14 protein-coding genes are annotated in these 19,894 nt (G+C 43.5%); 13 read left to right on the forward strand and 1 reads right to left on the reverse strand.

Translation table 11 applies throughout. The features are described from left to right. The first annotated feature begins 34 nt into the window (after nucleotides 1-34). The 13 genes from OKW21_RS10750 (at nucleotide 35) to OKW21_RS10810 (ending at nucleotide 16,644) form a co-directional block, all read left to right on the forward strand. Nucleotides 35-1,564, forward strand: coding sequence for a SusD/RagB family nutrient-binding outer membrane lipoprotein (locus OKW21_RS10750; RefSeq protein ID WP_277479415.1), 1,530 nt, complete (start codon nucleotides 35-37; stop codon nucleotides 1,562-1,564). A 99-nt stretch (nucleotides 1,565-1,663) separates the two neighbouring features. Continuing rightward, nucleotides 1,664-2,437 (forward strand): HpcH/HpaI aldolase family protein, encoded by a 774-nt coding sequence (locus tag OKW21_RS10755; RefSeq protein WP_277479416.1) that lies wholly within the window; start codon nucleotides 1,664-1,666, stop codon nucleotides 2,435-2,437. 58 nt (nucleotides 2,438-2,495) lie between these two features. Then, on the forward strand, nucleotides 2,496-3,929 hold the full coding sequence (locus tag OKW21_RS10760) for a GntP family permease (protein ID WP_277479417.1): 1,434 nt from the start codon (nucleotides 2,496-2,498) through the stop codon (nucleotides 3,927-3,929). Between the two features lie 58 nt (nucleotides 3,930-3,987). After that, nucleotides 3,988-4,866 carry a 2-hydroxy-3-oxopropionate reductase gene (locus tag OKW21_RS10765; RefSeq protein WP_277479418.1) on the forward strand — a complete coding sequence of 293 codons (879 nt, stop codon included), beginning with the start codon at nucleotides 3,988-3,990 and terminating at the stop codon, nucleotides 4,864-4,866. A gap of 17 nt (nucleotides 4,867-4,883) precedes the next feature. After that, nucleotides 4,884-6,011: a mannonate dehydratase gene (locus OKW21_RS10770; RefSeq protein ID WP_277479419.1), complete on the forward strand. Its 1,128-nt coding sequence runs from the start codon at nucleotides 4,884-4,886 to the stop codon at nucleotides 6,009-6,011. Nucleotides 6,012-6,198: 187 nt separating this feature from the next. Continuing rightward, nucleotides 6,199-6,630, forward strand: a complete 432-nt coding sequence (locus tag OKW21_RS10775; RefSeq protein WP_277479420.1) for a nuclear transport factor 2 family protein — start codon at nucleotides 6,199-6,201, stop codon at nucleotides 6,628-6,630. Nucleotides 6,631-6,642: 12 nt separating this feature from the next. Then, entirely contained in the window at nucleotides 6,643-7,263 is a 621-nt protein-coding gene (locus OKW21_RS10780; protein WP_277479421.1) for an amidohydrolase family protein, read from the forward strand. A 7-nt stretch (nucleotides 7,264-7,270) separates the two neighbouring features. After that, on the forward strand, nucleotides 7,271-7,570 hold the full coding sequence (locus OKW21_RS10785; RefSeq protein WP_277487670.1) for an amidohydrolase family protein: 300 nt from the start codon (nucleotides 7,271-7,273) through the stop codon (nucleotides 7,568-7,570). 75 nt (nucleotides 7,571-7,645) lie between these two features. Beyond that, nucleotides 7,646-8,965 (forward strand): enolase C-terminal domain-like protein, encoded by a 1,320-nt coding sequence (locus tag OKW21_RS10790; RefSeq protein WP_277479422.1) that lies wholly within the window; start codon nucleotides 7,646-7,648, stop codon nucleotides 8,963-8,965. Nucleotides 8,966-9,333: 368 nt separating this feature from the next. Then, nucleotides 9,334-12,468 carry a SusC/RagA family TonB-linked outer membrane protein gene (locus OKW21_RS10795; protein WP_277479423.1) on the forward strand — a complete coding sequence of 1,045 codons (3,135 nt, stop codon included), beginning with the start codon at nucleotides 9,334-9,336 and terminating at the stop codon, nucleotides 12,466-12,468. A gap of 10 nt (nucleotides 12,469-12,478) precedes the next feature. Continuing rightward, nucleotides 12,479-14,326 (forward strand): RagB/SusD family nutrient uptake outer membrane protein, encoded by a 1,848-nt coding sequence (locus OKW21_RS10800; protein WP_277479424.1) that lies wholly within the window; start codon nucleotides 12,479-12,481, stop codon nucleotides 14,324-14,326. 493 nt (nucleotides 14,327-14,819) lie between these two features. Further along, on the forward strand, nucleotides 14,820-16,274 hold the full coding sequence (locus OKW21_RS10805; RefSeq protein ID WP_277479425.1) for a Gfo/Idh/MocA family protein: 1,455 nt from the start codon (nucleotides 14,820-14,822) through the stop codon (nucleotides 16,272-16,274). Nucleotides 16,275-16,428: 154 nt separating this feature from the next. After that, complete coding sequence (locus OKW21_RS10810; RefSeq protein ID WP_277479426.1) at nucleotides 16,429-16,644, forward strand: hypothetical protein; 216 nt, start codon at nucleotides 16,429-16,431, stop codon at nucleotides 16,642-16,644. Nucleotides 16,645-17,257: 613 nt separating this feature from the next. On the opposite strand, the gene OKW21_RS10815 is transcribed toward OKW21_RS10810, so the two are convergent. Next, nucleotides 17,258-19,885, reverse strand: a complete 2,628-nt coding sequence (locus tag OKW21_RS10815) for an ABC transporter permease (protein WP_277479427.1) — start codon at nucleotides 19,883-19,885, stop codon at nucleotides 17,258-17,260. Nucleotides 19,886-19,894 lie beyond the last annotated feature (9 nt).

The following is a 19,894-nucleotide window of genomic DNA, read 5'->3' on the forward strand; positions in this document are numbered from 1 at the left end:
CGAACTGATGATGTCATCTTTAAATCAATACGCAATGAATAAATTTAACCTATACTTCTTCAGTACCCTGATGGTTTTTCTCACCTTCAGTGCATGCGATGACGGCTTTGATGAGATGAATACCAATCCTGTAAGATTGACTTCTCTAGACCCGACATTTCAGCTTAACAATGCGATTATCAACAGTGCACCAGTATATAATAACCTTACCTACGAGACTACAATCGTAAAACAAATGATTACTCCTTTTCAGGGGGTAGGCACGGGTGGAAATCTTAATCAGGACAACCGTTCGGCTACACAGGGCAACTGGCAGGATGGCTATCGAAATATTCTCAAAAATATTATTGACGGAATTGCAAATACCGAAGGAGATCCTGAAAAATCAAATTTGAATAACATATTAAGAATCTGGAGGGCTCATGCCTTTTTAACTCTGACCGATACCTACGGAGATATACCCTATACTGAAGCGGGGCGTGGTTATCTGGAAGGGATTATCCTTCCGAAATATGATGATCAGGAATTCATTTATACGGACTTGCTCAATGAACTGGAAACAGCCACCCAGGGCCTGGATGAAGCTAAAGATGCAGTACCCCAGGAAGTCCTTTACAGTGGAAACATTGAGCAATGGAAAAGGCTGGGTAATTCACTTCTCCTGAGAGCTGCCATGCGCCTTACAAAGGTAGACCCTGCTATGGCTGAGCAATATGCTGGTATCGCGATTTCCGGAGGCTTAATGCAGTCTAATGATGATAATGCAGTTGTTCGTCATGATGCTAACTTCAGAAATAACGTAGGCACTAACTTAAATGGTGGGCAGGCACCTTTCTATTATCTGGACGAAGATTTCGTAAACTTTATGCAGGATAATGATGACCCCAGGCTCGCCTCCATTGGGGTAAGATATATAGGAGCCTTAAGTGGTGGGGAACAGACGGAAGAGATCGCTGACCGTACAGCCGATGCTCAAATTGGAATGCCTCAGGGCTATGACAATACTACTATTATTCCGGTAGCGGAAGCCGCGGGTCTGGCCAGTTTGTATAGCTACAGTCAGCTTGACAGAACCAGGCTGGGACATCCTGAAGCCCCCAGTTATTTGGTGACCTATTCTCAAACCTTATTACTTCATGCTGAAGCCGTTGTCAGAGGATGGGCAGCAGGAGATGCGGCAGCATTATTTGAAGAAGGCATTCGTGCCCATATGGAGCAGCTTGCCAGCTGGCCGGGAGATACTGAAATCGCCCAGGCTGATATTGATGCCTATATTCAGGCGCATCCTTTACAGAGTGGGAGTGAGTTAGAACAGATCAATACGCAGTACTGGGTTTCATCCTTTTTGATAGGACCCGAAACCTGGGCGAATTTCCGCAGGAGTGGTTATCCGGTGGTCAGTCCAAATCCTTATCCTGGCAGTGACCTGAAAACAGAAGAGTTTATTCGTCGCCTGACTTATCCGGATTCTGAGCTGACAGTCAACAAAGCACATGTAGATGAAGCTACGAGCCGGCAAGGCCCCGATATTCTGGATACCAGAGTGTGGTGGGATGTAGAGTAGAGAATGCAGGGTCGGGAGTCCGAAGACCGGAGCTGTAAGCTTTCTCCGGACTTCTGCCTTCCTGCTTTTTTACTGATAAAACAGAACAAAACTTTGTAAATGAAAAACTTAAAGCAACGACTGAAGCAGGGAGAAACCCTGAATGGCTGCTGGCTCAATCTTGGAAGTTCGGTTACGGCTGAGATCGTCGGGCTTTCCGGCTTTGACTGGGTACTGATTGATCTGGAACATGGGGCGGGAAGCGAGAAGGATGTATTGCATCAGCTGCAAGCCCTGGAGCATACGCCTGCCGCTCCCCTGATCAGGGTAGAAAGTTATGAGCGGCAACGCTTCCATCGGGTACTGGATATGGGCGCCGAAGGCGTGATGTGTCCAAGAATCAACAATGTGGAGGAAGCAAAACAGGCATTGAGCGCAATGCAGTATCCTCCGGAAGGAAGCCGTGGTGTAGCCAAGATGGTTAGGGCAACCAATTTCGGGAAAGATTTTGATGCTTACCGTAGTGGTGCGAAAGACAATATTTTAGGCGTACTGCAGATAGAAACCCTGGAAGCCCTGAATCATCTGGATGCAATCGCAGCCCTTGCTGGCTTAGATGTACTCTTCATCGGTCCGGCTGACCTTTCCATGGCTTTGGGGATATTTGGACAGTTAGATCACCCTACATTCAAAGACGCACTGAAAGCCATCGTGAATGCTGCTCAAAAGGCAAAAAAGGCAACTGGGATTCTCCTGTTCAATCCTGATGATTATGCTACTTATCATGAAATGGGCATCAGAATGATCGCCTGTGGCGCTGACGCTACTTTTGTCGCCAACGGTGCCCGAACTATGGCTGAAAAACTCAAATCAATGAGAAAGGGTGAAAAATGAAGGATAAACTTAGCATTCCCGAAATCAAAACTCCAACTCCTAAACACTTTATCTTTTCATGACTGACCCCTTATTTATTCTTTTGATTGGAATACTGATTGTTGTAGGAGGTATTATCGGGTTGCGTTTACATCCTTTTCTGGCCTTACTTTTAGGCGCCTTTGTTGTAGCGATGGTGACGCCTACAACTGCGATAGAACAGTATGTATTGAGCAGAGGGGGGACAGCCGCAGCAGCACAGGCACTGGCTGACAAGGCGGTGGGAGAACGGATTGCCATGCAGTTTGGATCTACCTGCGAGAAAATTGGCATCCTCATCGCTATGGCTTCTATCATCGGGAAATGTATGCTGGAAAGTGGCGGTGCCGAACGCATTGTTCGTTCTACTTTGAAAGTTACCGGCATAACTAAAGCGCCACTTACATTTTTGGGGAGCAGCTTTTTTATAGGGATTCCTGTCTTCTTTGATACCGTTTTTTATCTGATGATTCCGTTGGCGAAAGCGATGGCGATCCGCATCGGCAAAAATTATCTGCTTTTGGTGCTCTGTGTCACTGCGGGTGCGGCTATGGCGAATTCCCTGGTACCGCCTACACCTGGACCATTGTTCCTGGTCAGTGAGATGCAAATTCCCATTGGAATGATGATGATTGGAGGTATCCTGGTTGGGATTGTTACTATTATTGTGGGCTATATATTCGCCGCATGGGCCAACAGAAAATGGCCGGTTCCACTAAGAGACTCCATAGAAGCTCCGCTGGAAAAAATAAAAGCATTATCAAGCGGAAAAAGTCAGAGTCTGCCGCCCATTTGGCTGGCTACCCTTCCTATTTTGATACCGTTGGTATTTATCAGTGCCAAAGCTGCGCTAAACACATTCGCAAATGTTCAGACGGATAGCTCTCCGGGAATATTGATTACCATTGTGGATTTTTTGGGAGAGAAAAATATCGCCCTGGTTGCCGGAGCATTGTCAGCGCTGATTATGCTTGCTTTGAAAAATAAAGGGGACAAAAAAGCATTACTCGCATCTGTACAGGCTGCTTTGATGAGTGGTGGTATCATCATACTGATAACTGCAGCCGGGGGGGCTTTCGGGGGTATGTTGCAACAAACAGGTATCAGCGAACGGATAGGCATCCTGACCCAGGATTTTCAAATGGCTTTGATACCTCTTGCATTTATTATCACTGCGGTAGTCAGGACAGCGCAGGGCTCTGCTACGGTAGCCATGATTACGGCATCCGGCATATTGTCAGGCATGGCGATTTCAGGTAACCTGGAGTATCATCAACTCTACATTGGGCTAGCGATCGCCTGTGGTTCTAAACTGATTCCCTGGATGAATGACAGTGGCTTCTGGATTGTATGCAAAATGAGCAATCTCACCGAGAAAGAAGCGCTGAAAACCTTTTCACCATTACTTACCATCATGGGTATCAGCGGACTCATCGTCATTCTTCTTGCCGCCAAAATATTTCCACTGATATGATTTAAAACAGAGCAAATAAGCAACTACTATACATTGACAGACAAATAAATAATTGATTATGGAAAAAATCGGATTTATTGGACTTGGCATCATGGGTAAGCCAATGGCACTCAACCTGGTGAAAGCAGGCTACTCTTTATCAGTACTAAAACAAAGCGGTGCTGCCGATACATTAACTGAAGCTGGAGCCAAAACCTATGCTTCAGCCAAAGAACTGGCTCAGGAAAATGACGTAATCATCACCATGCTTCCGGATTCAGCCGAAGTGAAAGAAGTGGTATCCGGAGCGCAGGGTGTTGGGGAAGGCATCAGAAAAGGCTCACTTTTTATAGATATGTCTACCATCGCGCCTTCTACAGCAAAGGAAATCTATGCTCTGATGCAGGATAAAGGGGTAGAAGCCCTGGATGCTCCTGTTTCAGGGGGACAGGTAGGTGCTGAGTCGGGTACTGTATCTTTTATGGTGGGTGGAAATGAGCAGGCGTTTCAAAGGGCAAAACCGCTCTTTGAAATTATGGGTAAAAATGTAGTCCGCATTGGAGAGACGGGAGCAGGACAAACTACCAAAGCCTGCAACCAGATCATCGTAGGCATGACCATACAAGCGGTAGCGGAAGCTTTTACCCTGGCCAAAAAAGCCGGCGTGGATCTCGTGAAGATGAGAGAGGCATTGCTGGGCGGTTTTGCCCAAAGCCGCATTCTGGATTTGCATGGACAAAGAATCATTGATCAGAACTTTAAGCCTGGTTTTAAAATCAAACTACATCGCAAAGATATGAACATTGCCTTGCAGGCAGGTAAGGAGTTCTCCGTTCCCCTTTATGGTTCTGCCCAGGTGGCTGCCCATATGGATGCGATACTGGCACAAGGAAATGGAGAACTGGATCATAGTGCTATCGCACAGTTTATGGAAGAATTGTCAATTCACTCAAAATAACCTAAAGGGCTAATATCATGAAACGTAGAAATTTTGTTAAAGTCACAGCCGCTGGCTCGGTAGGAGCTTTGGGCTTAAGCGCCGGGCAAAATAAAGCCAAAGCATCTGCCCAATCCACAAAAGAAGTATTGATGAAAGTGGGGTGTCAGCATGGAGGCACGACCAAAGAAAACCTGGAATTTCTTGCCCGTCATGGTGTTTTTCATATTGACGGGGGCTCCCCCAAAGAGATAGCGGGAGTAGGCTGGGACCTGGAAGATTCACTGGCCAAAAAAGAAGCCTGCGAAAAGTATGGCATCACCCTTGAAGCCTATCACCTGCCTTTGTCATCGGCGGGTATTGACAGGATAAGTACGCCTAATATTATGTTGGGCAAAAGTCCTGAGCGTGATCGTGAAATAGAAATGATACAGCAGATGATAGAAGTTGCCGGCAAGACAGGAGTTCGTTTGCTGCTTTACAACACCATCATACTCCCAATACTACGTACTGGCAGAACTGTGGACCCCAGCCGGGGCAATGCCTCTTACAGTACCTGGAATTATGAGGAAGCGGTAAAGCAAGGCTTGGATAAAGAATCCATCACGGGTGGTGGAGCTGATATTGATGAGATTTATGAAAGAATCACCTACTTCCTGGACAGAGTGCTTCCTGTGGCTGAGGAGTATAATGTAAAATTAGGAAATCATATCGCTGACCCTCCCGCACCAGTGGCTTATCGTGGTGTTACCCGCTGGAATAGCCCAGATGTATTTGCCGGTATCAAACGTTTTGCTCAGCTCTATGACAGTCCATCCCATGGTTTTAACCTTTGTCTGGGTTCAACCGCTGAGGGGCTCAGAGATCCCAAAACGGAAATAATACCGATCATCAAATGGGTTGGTGAGCGTAAGCAGATTTTCAATATCCACCTGCGTAACATCAAAGGCGGCTGGAATAACTTCCAGGAGGTCTATCCTGATAATGGAGATATGGACTTTGTACAGGTGGTAAGAGCTTTGAGAGATGTAGGCTATGACGGTATGCTCATGCCAGATCACATTCCTCAGCATGAAGATCCTGCCAGCGGACTTCAGGGACATGCTTTTGCTTTTGGCTATAATAAAGCACTCATCCAGGCCATCGCTGCCGAAGGCATTGAGTAAAAGATTATACTATGGTAAGCCCAGGGCGTGTATGCCCCGGTTGGTGGAGACCGCAGCCGCGGCGGCACGGAGTGCCCCGCACAAACCGGAAATATACCGTAGTAAAGTAAATGACATCAACTAATTTATACCCACCTCAGTGTCAACTGCATCAATGTGCAGGAAACACTCAGAAATTAATAATGAAATGAACAAAATATTTTATGTTTTTCTGTTCGTACTTCCACTGAACCTGGCTTTTGTCCAAAATACTGCTGAGGATGAAGTACTGGATATTGAGAAAAGGCGCTTTCAGGCGATGATCAACGAGGATTTTGATCTGCTGGAAAATTTAATGGATGACCAACTGGTGTACATCCATTCCAATGGCAACATAGATAGCAAAGCTTCTTTTATCAATGCCATCAAGGCGGGGAAAACAGCTTATGACGACATTAAGCTGGAAGAAAGTAAAGTCAGGATTTATGACAAGACCGCGATCATCAATGGGTTATGTGTTTTCCACCAGAAGAATCCGGATGGAAGCCCCAGACAAACCAGGCTCCGTTATACCAATGTGTACATCAAGCAAAAAGGGCACTGGAAAATGGTGAGCTGGCAATCTTATAAAATGAGTTGATAGACCTAAGTCATGTTAAAAAGAAGAGGTTTCGTAAAAGTAATGTCTACCGCTGCCCTGGGAGCTTTGGCCTCAGACCAAAAGCTGACCGCAGGAGAGCCCCACAGCTTATTGAATCATCATATGAAAAAGAAGGAAGAAGTAATTGAGTGGAACGCCCATATCTTTAGCCCTGACCTTAAGAGGTATCCATTTCATCCCAAAGCCACCTACCAGCCGGATGTATCGCAGCAGCCTGAAGATCCACTGGCAGCCTATATGAGCAGATTGGATGAAGAAGGTATTGATAAAGCGGTCATCGTACATCCTGAGCCCTATGGCGATGATCATTCATTAATGCTTGACTGCCTCAAACGTGAACCCGACCGGCTGAGGGGGACAAGTCTTTTTTACCCCAAAGATCCCGATGCCCCGCAAAAACTTGCGGCACTGGTGAAGCTGGAACCACATATCATTTCTACCCGCTTTCATGCCCACAGAGGAAAAGAAAACTACCTGGACAGCTTTGCCGATTCAGGGGTTCGGGCACTCTGGAAACAGGCAGTTGATTTAGGGCTCATCATAGAGCTGCATATTAGGGCCAAATTATGCGAGGCAGGCAGGCGATGCGATAAAAGCTTTCCCGGGCAGTAAAGTACTCATAGACCATCTTGCAGAGCCAGACATGGGTACGGGGGTAGAATTTGCTGATGTATTGGAGCTGGCCAGCTTTCCTGAAGTCTATATGAAACTATCGGGCCTCAATCATTTTGCAGAAGATGCACCACTGTATGAAAGCGCCATCCCATTTACCTCCCGTGTCATCAAAGAGTTTGGTCCGGATAGAATGGTGTGGGGCAGTGGGACACCGCGGATTGTTGATGCACATATGCAAGGCTACAGCAATGCTGAAATCGCTAAAGTGAAAGGAGAGAATCTGAGTAAACTGCTCAACTGGTAATAAAAGCTTCGGCAAAAAGCATTTTGTATTAGAAAAACTTAATTTGAATGTCACATAACCTATATACCTGTATTCATGACCAGCGGAAAATATTCAGACAAAAAAGGACCTAAAATTAAAGAAATCAATATCACTCCTATTGCGGTAGTAGACCCTCCCTTACTCAATGCTGCCGGCTTACATGCACCTTATGCCCTGCGTACCATCGTAGAACTGATTACCGATGACAACATCTCGGGCATCAGTGAGATTCCTGGTAATATCAGCATCAACGCCGATCTGGAAGAGGCCAAAAACCTGGTCATCGGAAAAGATCCTTTTCAACTCAATACGATCAAGCGGGTGCTGGAAAACCATTTTGGAAAAGAATCCGCCAAATTAAGAGGCGATGCGCCCTGGGATCAGAGAAAACTGGTGCACATTTTTAGTGCTATGGAAGTCGCCTGTCTGGATATCATGGGTAAGGTGACAGGGAGACCTGTGGTGGATCTGCTGGGAGGTAAAATGAGGGATAAGGTTCCTTTTGCCGCTTATCTTTTCTACAAATACGAAGGGGCAGGGGGAAAGCTGGAATTCGGTAAAGACCCTTCTGCTAGCGGCTGGGCAGCAGCAAGGCAGGAAGCTGCCATTGATCCGGCAGGTATAGTGGCTCAGGCTCAAGCCATGTGCAAAGCGTTTGGTTTTCAGTCTATCAAGTTAAAAGGAGGCGCTTTTGAACCTCAGCAGGAAGTGGATGCCATGTTTGCGCTTAGAGACACATTCGGTCCGGAGGTGCCCTTGCGTTTTGATCCCAATGCCATCTGGAAACTGGAAACCGGTATAGTGTACGGCCGGAAAATGGAAGGCATACTGGAATATCTGGAAGATCCGGTGAGAGGTCAGGAAAATATGGCAAAAGTGAGAAAAGTGTTGAAGACACCGCTGGCCACCAATATGTGTACTACTTCCTTTGATGACATTCCTTCCAGTATAGCCCTTGGTGCTGAGGATATTATCCTGAGTGACCATCATTTCTGGGGTGGCTTAAGGGCAAGCATGGAGCTGGCAAAAATCTGTGAAACTTTTGGCAGGGATTTGTCCATGCATTCCAACAGTCATTTAGGAATTTCTCTGGCGGCAATGGTACATCTGGGAGCAGCCTTGCCTAAACCTCCCTATCCGCTGGACACACATTATCCCTGGCAGTCGGACGAAGTGATCGTTGGAGGAAGGTTTAAGTTTGAGGAGGGAGCGATTCAGGTGCCCAATGAGCCGGGACTGGGAGTGACACTGGATAAAGAAGCCTTGGCAAAGCTGCATCAGAACTTTCTGGACTGTGGGCTTACCAAAAGGGATGATCAGCTAGAAATGCAAAAAGTAGTGCCCGGCTGGGAGTTCAAAGCGGTACGATGGTAAGAAATTTTATGGAATGGATAGCGTATTTATCCAGAGGTAGCAAAAAGTAAGTGAACTGAATGATTTGGAGAGAAGAAGTGATGTCTGGCAGAAAACTGTATTGAATATGTAGTAATTACATTAATATCCTCTTAAAGGTGGACAGAGCCCGGCAAATAATAAAAAAATGCATTGTTTGACCTATGCATTGAATTCAGTAAACATGTTTAACTGGACTTTGTAGATTCATGCATTACTAAGGGCTTTTTCAGCAATATAAAATTAAAGGATATGCTGATACAGTTGTAATTCTGCTAAATTTTATACTTTTTAAATAAGTAAATGAGTGAAAGCAAGTGCTTTTACATAAAACTAACACAACCTAAGCTATGAAATCATCCTTACACTATCGTCTGGACTTTTTGTCCAGGCTTGTACTGGTGGGGTTTGTCCTTCTATCTGTATTCTCTAGCATGACCATTGCAAAAAATCTGCATTTCAATGAATCAGAGTTAATCAGATCTACCTCACCCAAAATACCTGAAAATGTAATTCCCTTGGAGATAAGTATAAGTGGAAAAGTGACTGACGAAAACGGTCACCCACTTCCTGGAGTGAGCGTCCTTGAAAAAGGAACTACCAAGGGTACCATCACAGATATTGAAGGAGATTATACGTTAAGCGTGACTAATGAGAACAGCATACTTATTTTTACTTTTGTTGGATATTCAAAAAAGGAAGTCGCAATAGGTTCTTCGCTTACCCTGGATGTACAATTGGAATTAGATTCAAAACAACTGGAAGAGATAGTTGTAGTAGGGTATGGCACACAAAAAAAATCTGAAGTAACAAATGCGGTTGTTCAAACTACAGGAGAAGAGATAAAAAAGTCCCCAGCCGTATCTTTGTCAAACTCACTGGCAGGCAGAATGGCTGGACTTTATGTGAACCAAAGGAGTTCTGTACCTGGCTTTGATGATGCACAAATTCTGGTCAGAGGTTTTAACACCTACCGTGATAATTCTGCATTGATCGTAATTGATGGAGTAGCCAATGCAGACCCTGATGGACTAAATAGATTAGATCCTAATGATATTGAGTCTATTTCCGTTTTGAAAGATGCATCAGCCGCCATTTATGGAGCTCAGTCAGCAGGAGGAGTTATTCTTGTGACTACTAAAAGAGGTAAAGTCGGTAAGCCAACCTTCTCTTATACAGGTTCACAGGCTTATCAGTCCCCGACCTCAAAGGTAAATACTGCTGATGCATTAGAGTATATGGGGGTCTTAAACAGTAGCCGAGCGCTAGATGGTACTGATCCGGACTTTCCTGATGAATTGATAGAAAGTTATAGAAACGGAACACTACGGTCTGAAGATTGGTGGGATGCTTTGATAGATGCACCTGTTCCACAAGGCAGGCATTCTTTAACCATGCGGGGAGGAACCGATAAAATAAAGTATTTTACATCGGTGGGAACGGCCTTTCAGGGGGGTATTCTTATAGGGGATGACAAAACCAAACTTAGGCAGTATAACGTAAGAAGTAATCTGGACCTTTCTGTTGCGGACAACTTAAACGTGGGGCTGGACTTGTCACTTAGACAAAAATATACACAGACTCCTCAAACGTCTCCTGGAGGAGATTTACACTTTGCTGTACAGACCAGTCCGCTTAGGGAAGCTTTTATAGATGGGGATACGCGTTATCCTTCTGAAGGTTGGTCACACCTTAATCCTGCGGCCAGGGTACATAGTCCCGGATACCGGAAGTACACTGCCAATGTTATCAATGGTACTTTCAGATACAACTATGACATCCCCTTTATTGATGGTTTGTTCCTAGATGGATTTGCCTCGCTTGTAAAAGTGGTAAACTACGATAAATCTTTCAATTACATTTGGGATTATTATGAGAAAAATACTGAAGGGGAAATCATAAGAAAAGACTCCAGGACTGTAGAAGACATAGGCCTAAGAGAAGACTTCTATCAAAGTCAAAGAATCACCTTAAATACAAAGCTTAATTACAATACGACTATCAATGAAAAACATAATCTAAGTACCTTCATCGCCTATGAGCAGATGGAATATAGTGACAATTACTTTTGGACAGAACGCCTTGGGTTTGACTCACCTCAGATAGATCAACTTTTTGCGGGTAGTACTAACCGTAGTAACTGGAATAATGACGGAGGAGCCAGCGAATCTTCCAGACAGAATTTCTTTGGTCGTGTTACCTACGACTTTAATTACAAATATCTTTTCGGGTTTAATTTTCGCTACGACGGTTCTCCTATTTTTCCTGAAGAAACGAGATGGGGATTTTTTCCCGGCGTGTCTGCAGGATGGGTGGTTTCGGAAGAGGAATTTATGCCAGACTTGTTTAGTAATCTAAAACTCAGAGCCTCATGGGGACAGACAGGCAACGATAGAGTTGATCCGTTTCAATACATCGGTATCTATTCTTACAGCGATGGTACTGTTATAGATGGAGTTGATGCTCGAGGTATTGCAGCTACAACCACCCCTAATCCTAACATTACCTGGGAGGTTTCTGAAAATACCGACATAGGTCTGGAACTCGGATTCTTAGAGGGTAGATTAAACTTTGAGGTAGATGTCTTTAAAATCAGAACAACGAATATTCTGGGGCAAAGGCAAGCCTCCATTCCTGCTTATACGGGGCTGATTCTTCCCGATGAAAATATTGGTGAGATGGAAAATAAAGGGATTGAATTTCAGGCTGCTTTTAGGCAAAATTTTGAAGATTTTACTTTTAGGGCGCAAGGAAATGTGTCATATAACAAAAATACAATTATCTATTTTGATGAAGTGCCTCAGGCTGAGCCATATCAGAAACTAGAAGGTATGCCTTTTGGGTCTACGCTTGTTTATAAAGCTATAGGCATATACAGAACGCAGGATGACCTTGACAACAATGTGAACTACAATAATGCTGGTCTCGGAGAGCTGATATTTGCTGACTTAAATGATGATGGAGTCATAGATGGTAATGATAGGTACAGGTTTGACAGCAATGTCTTTCCAAATATACAATTTGGATTAAACCTAGGTGCTGATTATAAGGGCTTTGACCTGAGCATATTATTTCAGGGGCAGGAAGGAGCAGAATGGAGATTGGACAATGGTTTCAATACCAGCGCGGGCGGAAATGGGCTTGTCTATGTAGCTAATAATAGCTATTCATTGGGTAATATAAATGCTGCTCTCCCTAGAATTCGCCCAACAGGTATAGCATCTGAAGACAGTGATTTTTGGTACCATGATGTGTTCTGGGTGCGATTAAGAACTTTAGAATTAGGATATACTCTTCCTGACTATTTACTATCCAGTCTTAAACTCACAGGCTTGAGAGTATATTTTACAAGTCAAAACCTTTTTATGGTTTATAATAATTTAGAAAAATTTGGATCAGGAGATCCTGAATTTACTAACAGTGGAAAAGGAGCCCAATATCCAAATATGAGGACCTTAGGTTTTGGGCTTAATCTTACTTTCTAAACAGAAAAAGATGAAAAATATAGAATTAAGTAAAAGAATAACCGGCATAACTTTTATACTCTTAGTCGTAGGGTTTATTAGTAATTCATGTAATGATGACCTCCTGAATAAAGAGCCATTGAATGCGATTTCTGAAAATAATGTCTTTAATGACCCCGTTTTCTTACAAAATTATGTTTACAATATATACAATGGAATGCGGCCTCACTGGAACCCTGGCACTGGGACATATATCGGACTAACAGACATTGCCGTAGCACAAGAAACTCATGATAAACTTAGTGGGATCAGGGAATATCTAGCGGGAAATATAACTCCTGATAATATCGCAGATTTAACTGATGTGTGGAATTACCAATATGATTTTATCAGTAGGGCTAATACTTTTTTTGAAATGATTGAAGACTCTGAGATCAAGGAAGCTGATCTTGATCCTATGAAAGGAGAGGTGCACTTTTTAAGAGCCTGGATGTATTTTGACCTTTCCCGTCATTTTGGAGGTGTACCTATCATTACAAAAAGTTACAATCTAAATGATGAATCTTTTGATGAAACTAGAAATACCTACGATGAAGTAGCCCAGTTTGTGATTGAAGAATGTGATAAGGCAATCGGCTTCCTTGATGGAATTTCGGCTGTTCCAGGAAAAATCAGCAAAGAAGCTGCCATGGCGCTAAAAGCAAGAATGCTTCTGTATATGGCAAGCCCGCTTAACAATCCTTCAAATGACCCCTCAAAATGGCAGGCTGCTGAAACTGCCACTAAAGCGGTAATTGATGCTGGATTTTCACTGCACCCAACACATGAAGATTTGTTTTTGCAACCTATCAAAGAAGATGAAACTATTCTTGCCAGATCATTTACTTCTGAAACAAGAATACCCGACTGGGGATACAACTATGATTATTGGCCAAGTGGGTTTGATGCTCGCCAAAGGGTTAATCCAACCCAAACTTTTGTGAATATGTTTCAAATGACTAATGGAGAATATCCTTTCCTTGAAGATGGTATAACTGTAAACACAGCATCCGGCTTTGATCCACAATATCCAAATGTAAACCGAGACCCCAGGTATTATAGTTATATCGTATATCCCGGAGCAGGTCCTTTTAATATCATTGATGGGTCCAAAAGTACCGAACGACTTTATGAATACTGGGAAGACGCAAATCCAAACCCGGACAATCTTCCACCCTATCAAAACCCTAATAAGGTTGATCCTTTGAATGGACAAGAGCTTTTTGATTTTGGAAGAGACTCAAAAACGTACTGGGTTAAAGGATTGACTCCTTTTCATTGGAGGGTACAAACTGGTTATACTTTCAGAAAGTTACTGGATTTTTCAGGCCCCAGAGCAAGTTTTGACTTTGATTACAATCAGATGGTTGTTTTTATGCGATTGGCGGAGTTTTATTTGAATTATGCTGAAATTCAAATCGCCTTAGGAAATGAAGATCTTGCACGTGAGTATATTAATAAAGTAAGAAGAAGAGCATCCGTCAATATGCCAGATATAACAAGTACAGGCGATGAATTGCTACGCGAATACAGAAATGAACGTGCAGTAGAACTTCATCTGGAAGACTCTCGCTTTTTTGACCTCATGAGATGGAAAGCAGCGCCTGGAAAAGTTGACCTTAATCCTATTCGTGGACTTACAAGTGTTACCATGGATTGGACAGGCGCAGAAGAAGGAGATCTGTTAGGAACGCTCAATTATACCTATGGTGATATAACGGCAGCTGATCCCAGGGCACCCTGGCCCGGTGATTATTACTACTTACTCCCTATACCTAGGGAAGAAGTTCAAAGAAGTAATAATAATATTACTCAAAATCCTGGTTACAGTAGCAATTAATATTTCTTGGTATGGCTAACCTTCCAATATTTCACAAAACAAAAGCATAGAATTGAAAAGCAGGTTCACCTGCTTTTCTGCTTCACTATATCTTCCACAATATTAGCTTATTGAAGAAAACCCTAAGCAGGCGATATTATTCATCACTTTTTCGTACGTCTCATTTTCATTTCAGAAGGTATCTATGGAACTAATACTTTTTAAGTTATAGACCATATGCTTGTGTTAAAAAAAATCTGATGAATACTTTATCTCGCATCCAAAATGCACACGGATAAAGAGCTCAGGAACTGATTTAACCCCCAATAATTCAAACTTATTAAATTTGTAAAGTGCTAATCATAGTATTCTTAAGCCATGATGTTTATATTCAAAAGTTTTATCATTAATAGAGAAAATGATAGTGCATTTGATTCTTGAACGCTTAATGTTAGCGGTCTATCCAAGCATAATTCCTATACATACAATAACCTAATACTTAAATAGTCAAATCATGAATGAACGAAAATCTGAGCAGCCAGCTAACTCCCGCAGAACTTTTATCAAACAAAGCGCGGCAGCATCTTCCTTTTTTCTGGTACCGCGCCATGTGCTGGGTGGAGCGGGATTTACAGCTCCCAGTGATCAGCTCAATCTGGCCGCTATCGGTGCCGGAGGTAAAGGTAGAAGTGATATCCTCAATGCGTCCGTAAAAGGCAGGGAAAGGGTAGTGGCACTTTGCGATGTGGATTTCTCCGGCTCGGCATCGGCTTCTGTCAAAGAGTTTCCCAAGGCAAAACGCTATGCCGATTATCGTGAAATGCTGGACAATGAATCTGATATAGACGCGGTTACCATTTCCACACCTGACCATGTACACGGACCAGCGGCCGCTTATGCGATGGAAAGAGGTAAGCATGTATATGTGCAAAAGCCTATGACGCACAATATTCGTGAAGCACGTATGCTCACTCAAATGGCCAGAGATAACAAGATTGTGAGCCAGATGGGTAATCAGGGAGGGTCTAACCCTTTGCTGGGAATGGTGCAGAAATGGATAGATTCCGGCAAGCTGGGAAACATTTCAAAAGTACAAATCTGGACAAATCGGCCCGTATGGCCGCAGGGAGGAGCTATGCCTGAGCCAGAACCAAGCAAGAAACCTCAAGACCTGGATTGGGATCTGTGGCTGGGGCCTGCAGAGTATATGGCTTATACGCCAAACCTGCACCCCTTCAATTGGAGAGGCTGGTGGGATTATGGTACCGGTGCGCTGGGTGATGTAGGTTGCCACCTGATTGATATACCCTTCAGAACATTGGGACTCAAATATCCGACAGATGCTGAGTGTAGCGTAAGCTCAATTTACTCGCAGATGTGGACGCCGGACTACCACCCCAAAGGTTGTCCTCCGTCTTCTTTCATTACCCTGCATTTTGATGCTACTGACAAGAGTAAAGCGCCTATAGAGATGACCTGGAGTGATGGAGGAATAAGGCCTTCCCATCCTGAAATTATACCTGCTGACCATGATATAGGAGGTGCCAATAGTGCAAATGGAGTATTGATCATTGGTGACAAAGGCTTAATTTCTACCAATATCAACGACAGTTCACCTCTTAAGCCAAAACTGTACCTCAATGATGGTACTACCGAATTTGGCCCAGAGTCAGAAGATAACGAAGAACCCGAATATGGCCATCAGCGTATGTGGGTAGATGCCTGTAAAGCAGGTTTTGATAGTGCTGAACATAAGGCGCTTACTTCTTCCTTTGATTATGCAGGCCCTATGACCGAAACCGTTTTGATGGGCAATCTGGCTATCCGTTCATATATGCTACGAAAAGGAAAGAATGACTATTACGGACGTAAAAAGCTGCTATGGGATGGCGAAAATATGGTGATCACAAACCTTAAAGAGGCCAATCAATTTGTAGGTAGGGAATACCGTAAAGGTTGGGAGGTTTAGGAAACATGTGAAAATCAGCCTTAGGCAGAAGTGCCCTATTCTCCTTAAGAGGTTGATACTTTGATTTAAATCCGGCTTACTAATAGTATCTCAATAGATAAATATGTTGTATGCCGGATTTTTTATGCTCTCCTCGGTGTACTATTTTTGCTCCATGAAAAACAGTAAGGAACTTACTAAACGATGGGTAGCTTTAGTGATCAGCCTAATCATACTTATCGTGAATGTATATACACTTGTTGATGCTCTCAAAACCGATGCGGGATGGAAGACTGTCGCTTCATTGATTGCAATAGTAGGAGCACTTGCCTTTGGACTGATTACACTAAAGCAGATCAGAAGCCTGTATACTAAATCAGAAGAAAAATAATCTATTCGGCTTTCATGCAAATATAATCGGAGATTGTCGCTGGGATTATGTTAGAGCAACCACAGACTGACACTCAATCATACTGTACGTTCTATTTGACAAAATGTATCCATTAACCGTATTTCTTTAATGCGTATCACATATATGTATTTTAAAGGTTAAAGTGCCTGTTAATCCGACAAAATAATAATACTGTCTTGATCCGTAAGCGTGAATCTAACTAACAGAAATGACGTATGTACAGAAACAGCTTGTTGCCCCACTTTTAGTTTAGAAGCTCATACAAAGAATTGGCCGTATTAAATACTTAATCCAATAACTATACACCGTGACTTCTATTTTTTTTGAAACCTTTTTATGAGCTTTGCCATACTCACAGGTTGATTTAGTTCATATATTTTATTTCTGATTGGCTACCCTAGCTATCAGTTTGAGGCTTTTGCCAGCTGGTTTTGAATAGAAGTAGGATTGACACTTATCAATGGTTTAATATTACAGGTATACTATAAACATAATGGCTATAGTTTGGTATATAAGCATACCCTCAGCAGTATCATCGCAAATATTTTGTGTATGCCTTGAGTTAGATGTTTGTGATCCTGATCCTGACAATTTACTCTGATTTTAAACTATTCGCCGGATTAAGCAAAGCTGCTTTGATGGTCTGAAAGCTCACCGTGAGCAGCGTAAGCAGCAAAGCACCTGTACCCGCAGCAGCAAATGTCCACCAGCTTAAGTTGGTCCGGTATTCGTAATTATCTAACCAGCCTTGTAAAAGGAAATAAGCCAGGGGGGCAGCAATAATACATGCAGACATCACCAGTACCATAAATTCTTTGGACAGTAATTGCCAAAGCTGACTGACTGAAGCACCCAGCACTTTACGAATACCGATTTCCTTGGTACGCTGCTCCGCTACATATGAAGCAAGACCAAATAAGCCGAGAGAACTGATGAATATCGCCAGCAAGGCAAATAAAGACGCAAGCTTACCAATTCGCTCTTCGGCACGAAACTTTGTATTGTATTCGTTATCTACAAATTTATAATCAAAAGGGGCAGAAGGCACTAACTCGCTGAAGACCTCTTCAATTATTGGTAAGGCTTCCTGGGCTGGAAAATTAGGCTTGATTTTGACAAACAACCAACTGGCAGCATTATCATCATTGAAAATGACAGAAGGGTGAGTAGCTTCATAAGGTGACTCCTTCACCATATCTCTGGTTACTCCTACAATTGTATACTCCTTACGTTCTGCCCAGGAAGGGTCAAAACTGACGACTTCTCCTATGGGGTTTTCCAGCCCCATAAGCTTTAGCGCAGTTTCGTTTACGATAATTGCCGCGGAATCTGTCGCAAAATCATGGGAGAAATCACGACCCTCAACAATATCCCATCCCACTGTATTGCCATAGTCGGATGACACCCAGATCGTGTTAAAAGCCGGGCTTGTATCCTGGGCTTTACCCGGCCAGTTGAATCCTTCATTCCATCCCAGGGCACTGGTAAGAGGACGTGATGACTTTGCGACATCAGCTACAGCATTGGTGCGTATCAATTCGTTACGTAACTGTTCGTAGTTTCGGTAATACTCTGGAGAATTCATCGGGAAAGTGAGCAAGCCTTCACTTTCATAACCTAGCGAGCGATCTTTTACAAATTGAATCTGTTGATAAACGGTGATGGTACCTATAATGAGCGCAATAGAAATGGTAAACTGAAATACCACCAACATTCTCCGGGGAAGCGCCGCCAGCCGTCCGCTCCTGAAGCTGCCTTTCAGTACGCTGACGGCCTGAAAAGAAGACAGATAAAAAGCGGGATAGCTACCGGCAAGTAAGCCAGTTACCACAGTAAATAAAATGAGTAGCCCCCAAATTTCTGGACTGAGCCATTGTAATTGTATGTCCTTACCAGACAATTCATTGAACCAGGGCAGAGTAAGCCATACCATTCCTACCGAGACAATACATGCTATGATAGCAATCAGTAATGACTCACTGAGAAACTGGCTCACCAACTGATGACGCACTGAACCGATGCTTTTACGTATGCCCACTTCTTTGGCTCGCTTTTCTGAACGGGCAGTACTCAAATTCATGAAATTGATGCATGCCAACAACAAAACGAATAGGCCGGTAATGCCGAAGAACCAGACAAACATATACGCTTTGCTCCTGACTTTTGCACCATTTTCAAACTGTGAATGCAGGTGCCACTGGGACATAGGGTGCAGGAATATTTCTGGTTTTTCCCTTGCAGCATCTTCAGGTGCGATATGGGCAGACATTACATCTTCAACGGCTTCCGAGGCTTCCCTGATCGTTACTCCGGATCGGACCTGGGCGTAGGTTCGCATGAAGAAGTTATCCCATACATCTGGTCCCGTCCATTGATTTGTCGAATAAAATAGGTCAAGGGGCATGATAAATTCCAGTTCATAAAATGCTGAATTTGCCGGTAAGTCTTCATATACACCACTTACTTTTACTTCCAAATTAGCGTTGATCGTAATGAGCTGATCTATAGGATTAGCATCGGCAAACAGCTTTTCAGCTAAGTTGGTAGAAATCAATACGGAACGCATATCCTCAAGAGCACGCTGAGTGCCTTTTTGCATTCTTAGACCTAGCATTTTGGGAGCATCAGCTTGCATAAAGCGTCCGGCTGCAGTCAACTTTTTATCTTCCGTGGCTACAACAAATTCTGAAGTCTGAGTCGCAGGTACTACATATTCAAAGTAGCGGTCGTAGGTAGATGTCAGAGTCGTTCCCATGCCAGGGGGCTGGCTGTTATTCGTTTTACGCTCACCCTCATAGGTTGCGTGGTACATGACCTGAACGATTCGTTCATAATTGTCATGATACTTGTTAAAAGATAACTCATCATAAATCCACAGGGCGATCAGCAATGCGACCATCATGCCAGTTGCCAGTCCTCCTATATTGATACACGCGTACTCTTTGTGACTGCTGATGTTTCTCCAGCCAATTTTAAAATAACTTCGGTACATAGCGTAGTGGGTTGGGGTATATGTTGATTTTCTGATGGCAAAAGGTCGCAAATATTGCAGTACCTGATACCAGTAATTGAGCTTTGCGTAAGTAGGTGAGCTTCCTTCAAGCTTGATGTAAAATTTCTCTTGCAGGTCACCCTCTACCTCTTCTTTGAGGTCTTCCCGCAGGAACCAGTGCAGGAAGCGCCGGGCTAATCTGGGAGGTATGGTTTGCTTAGCTTTCATTTTAGTGTT

It is taken from the genome of Catalinimonas alkaloidigena, from assembly GCF_029504655.1.
In the GTDB taxonomy this organism is placed as follows: Bacteria; Bacteroidota; Bacteroidia; order Cytophagales; family Cyclobacteriaceae; genus Catalinimonas; species Catalinimonas alkaloidigena.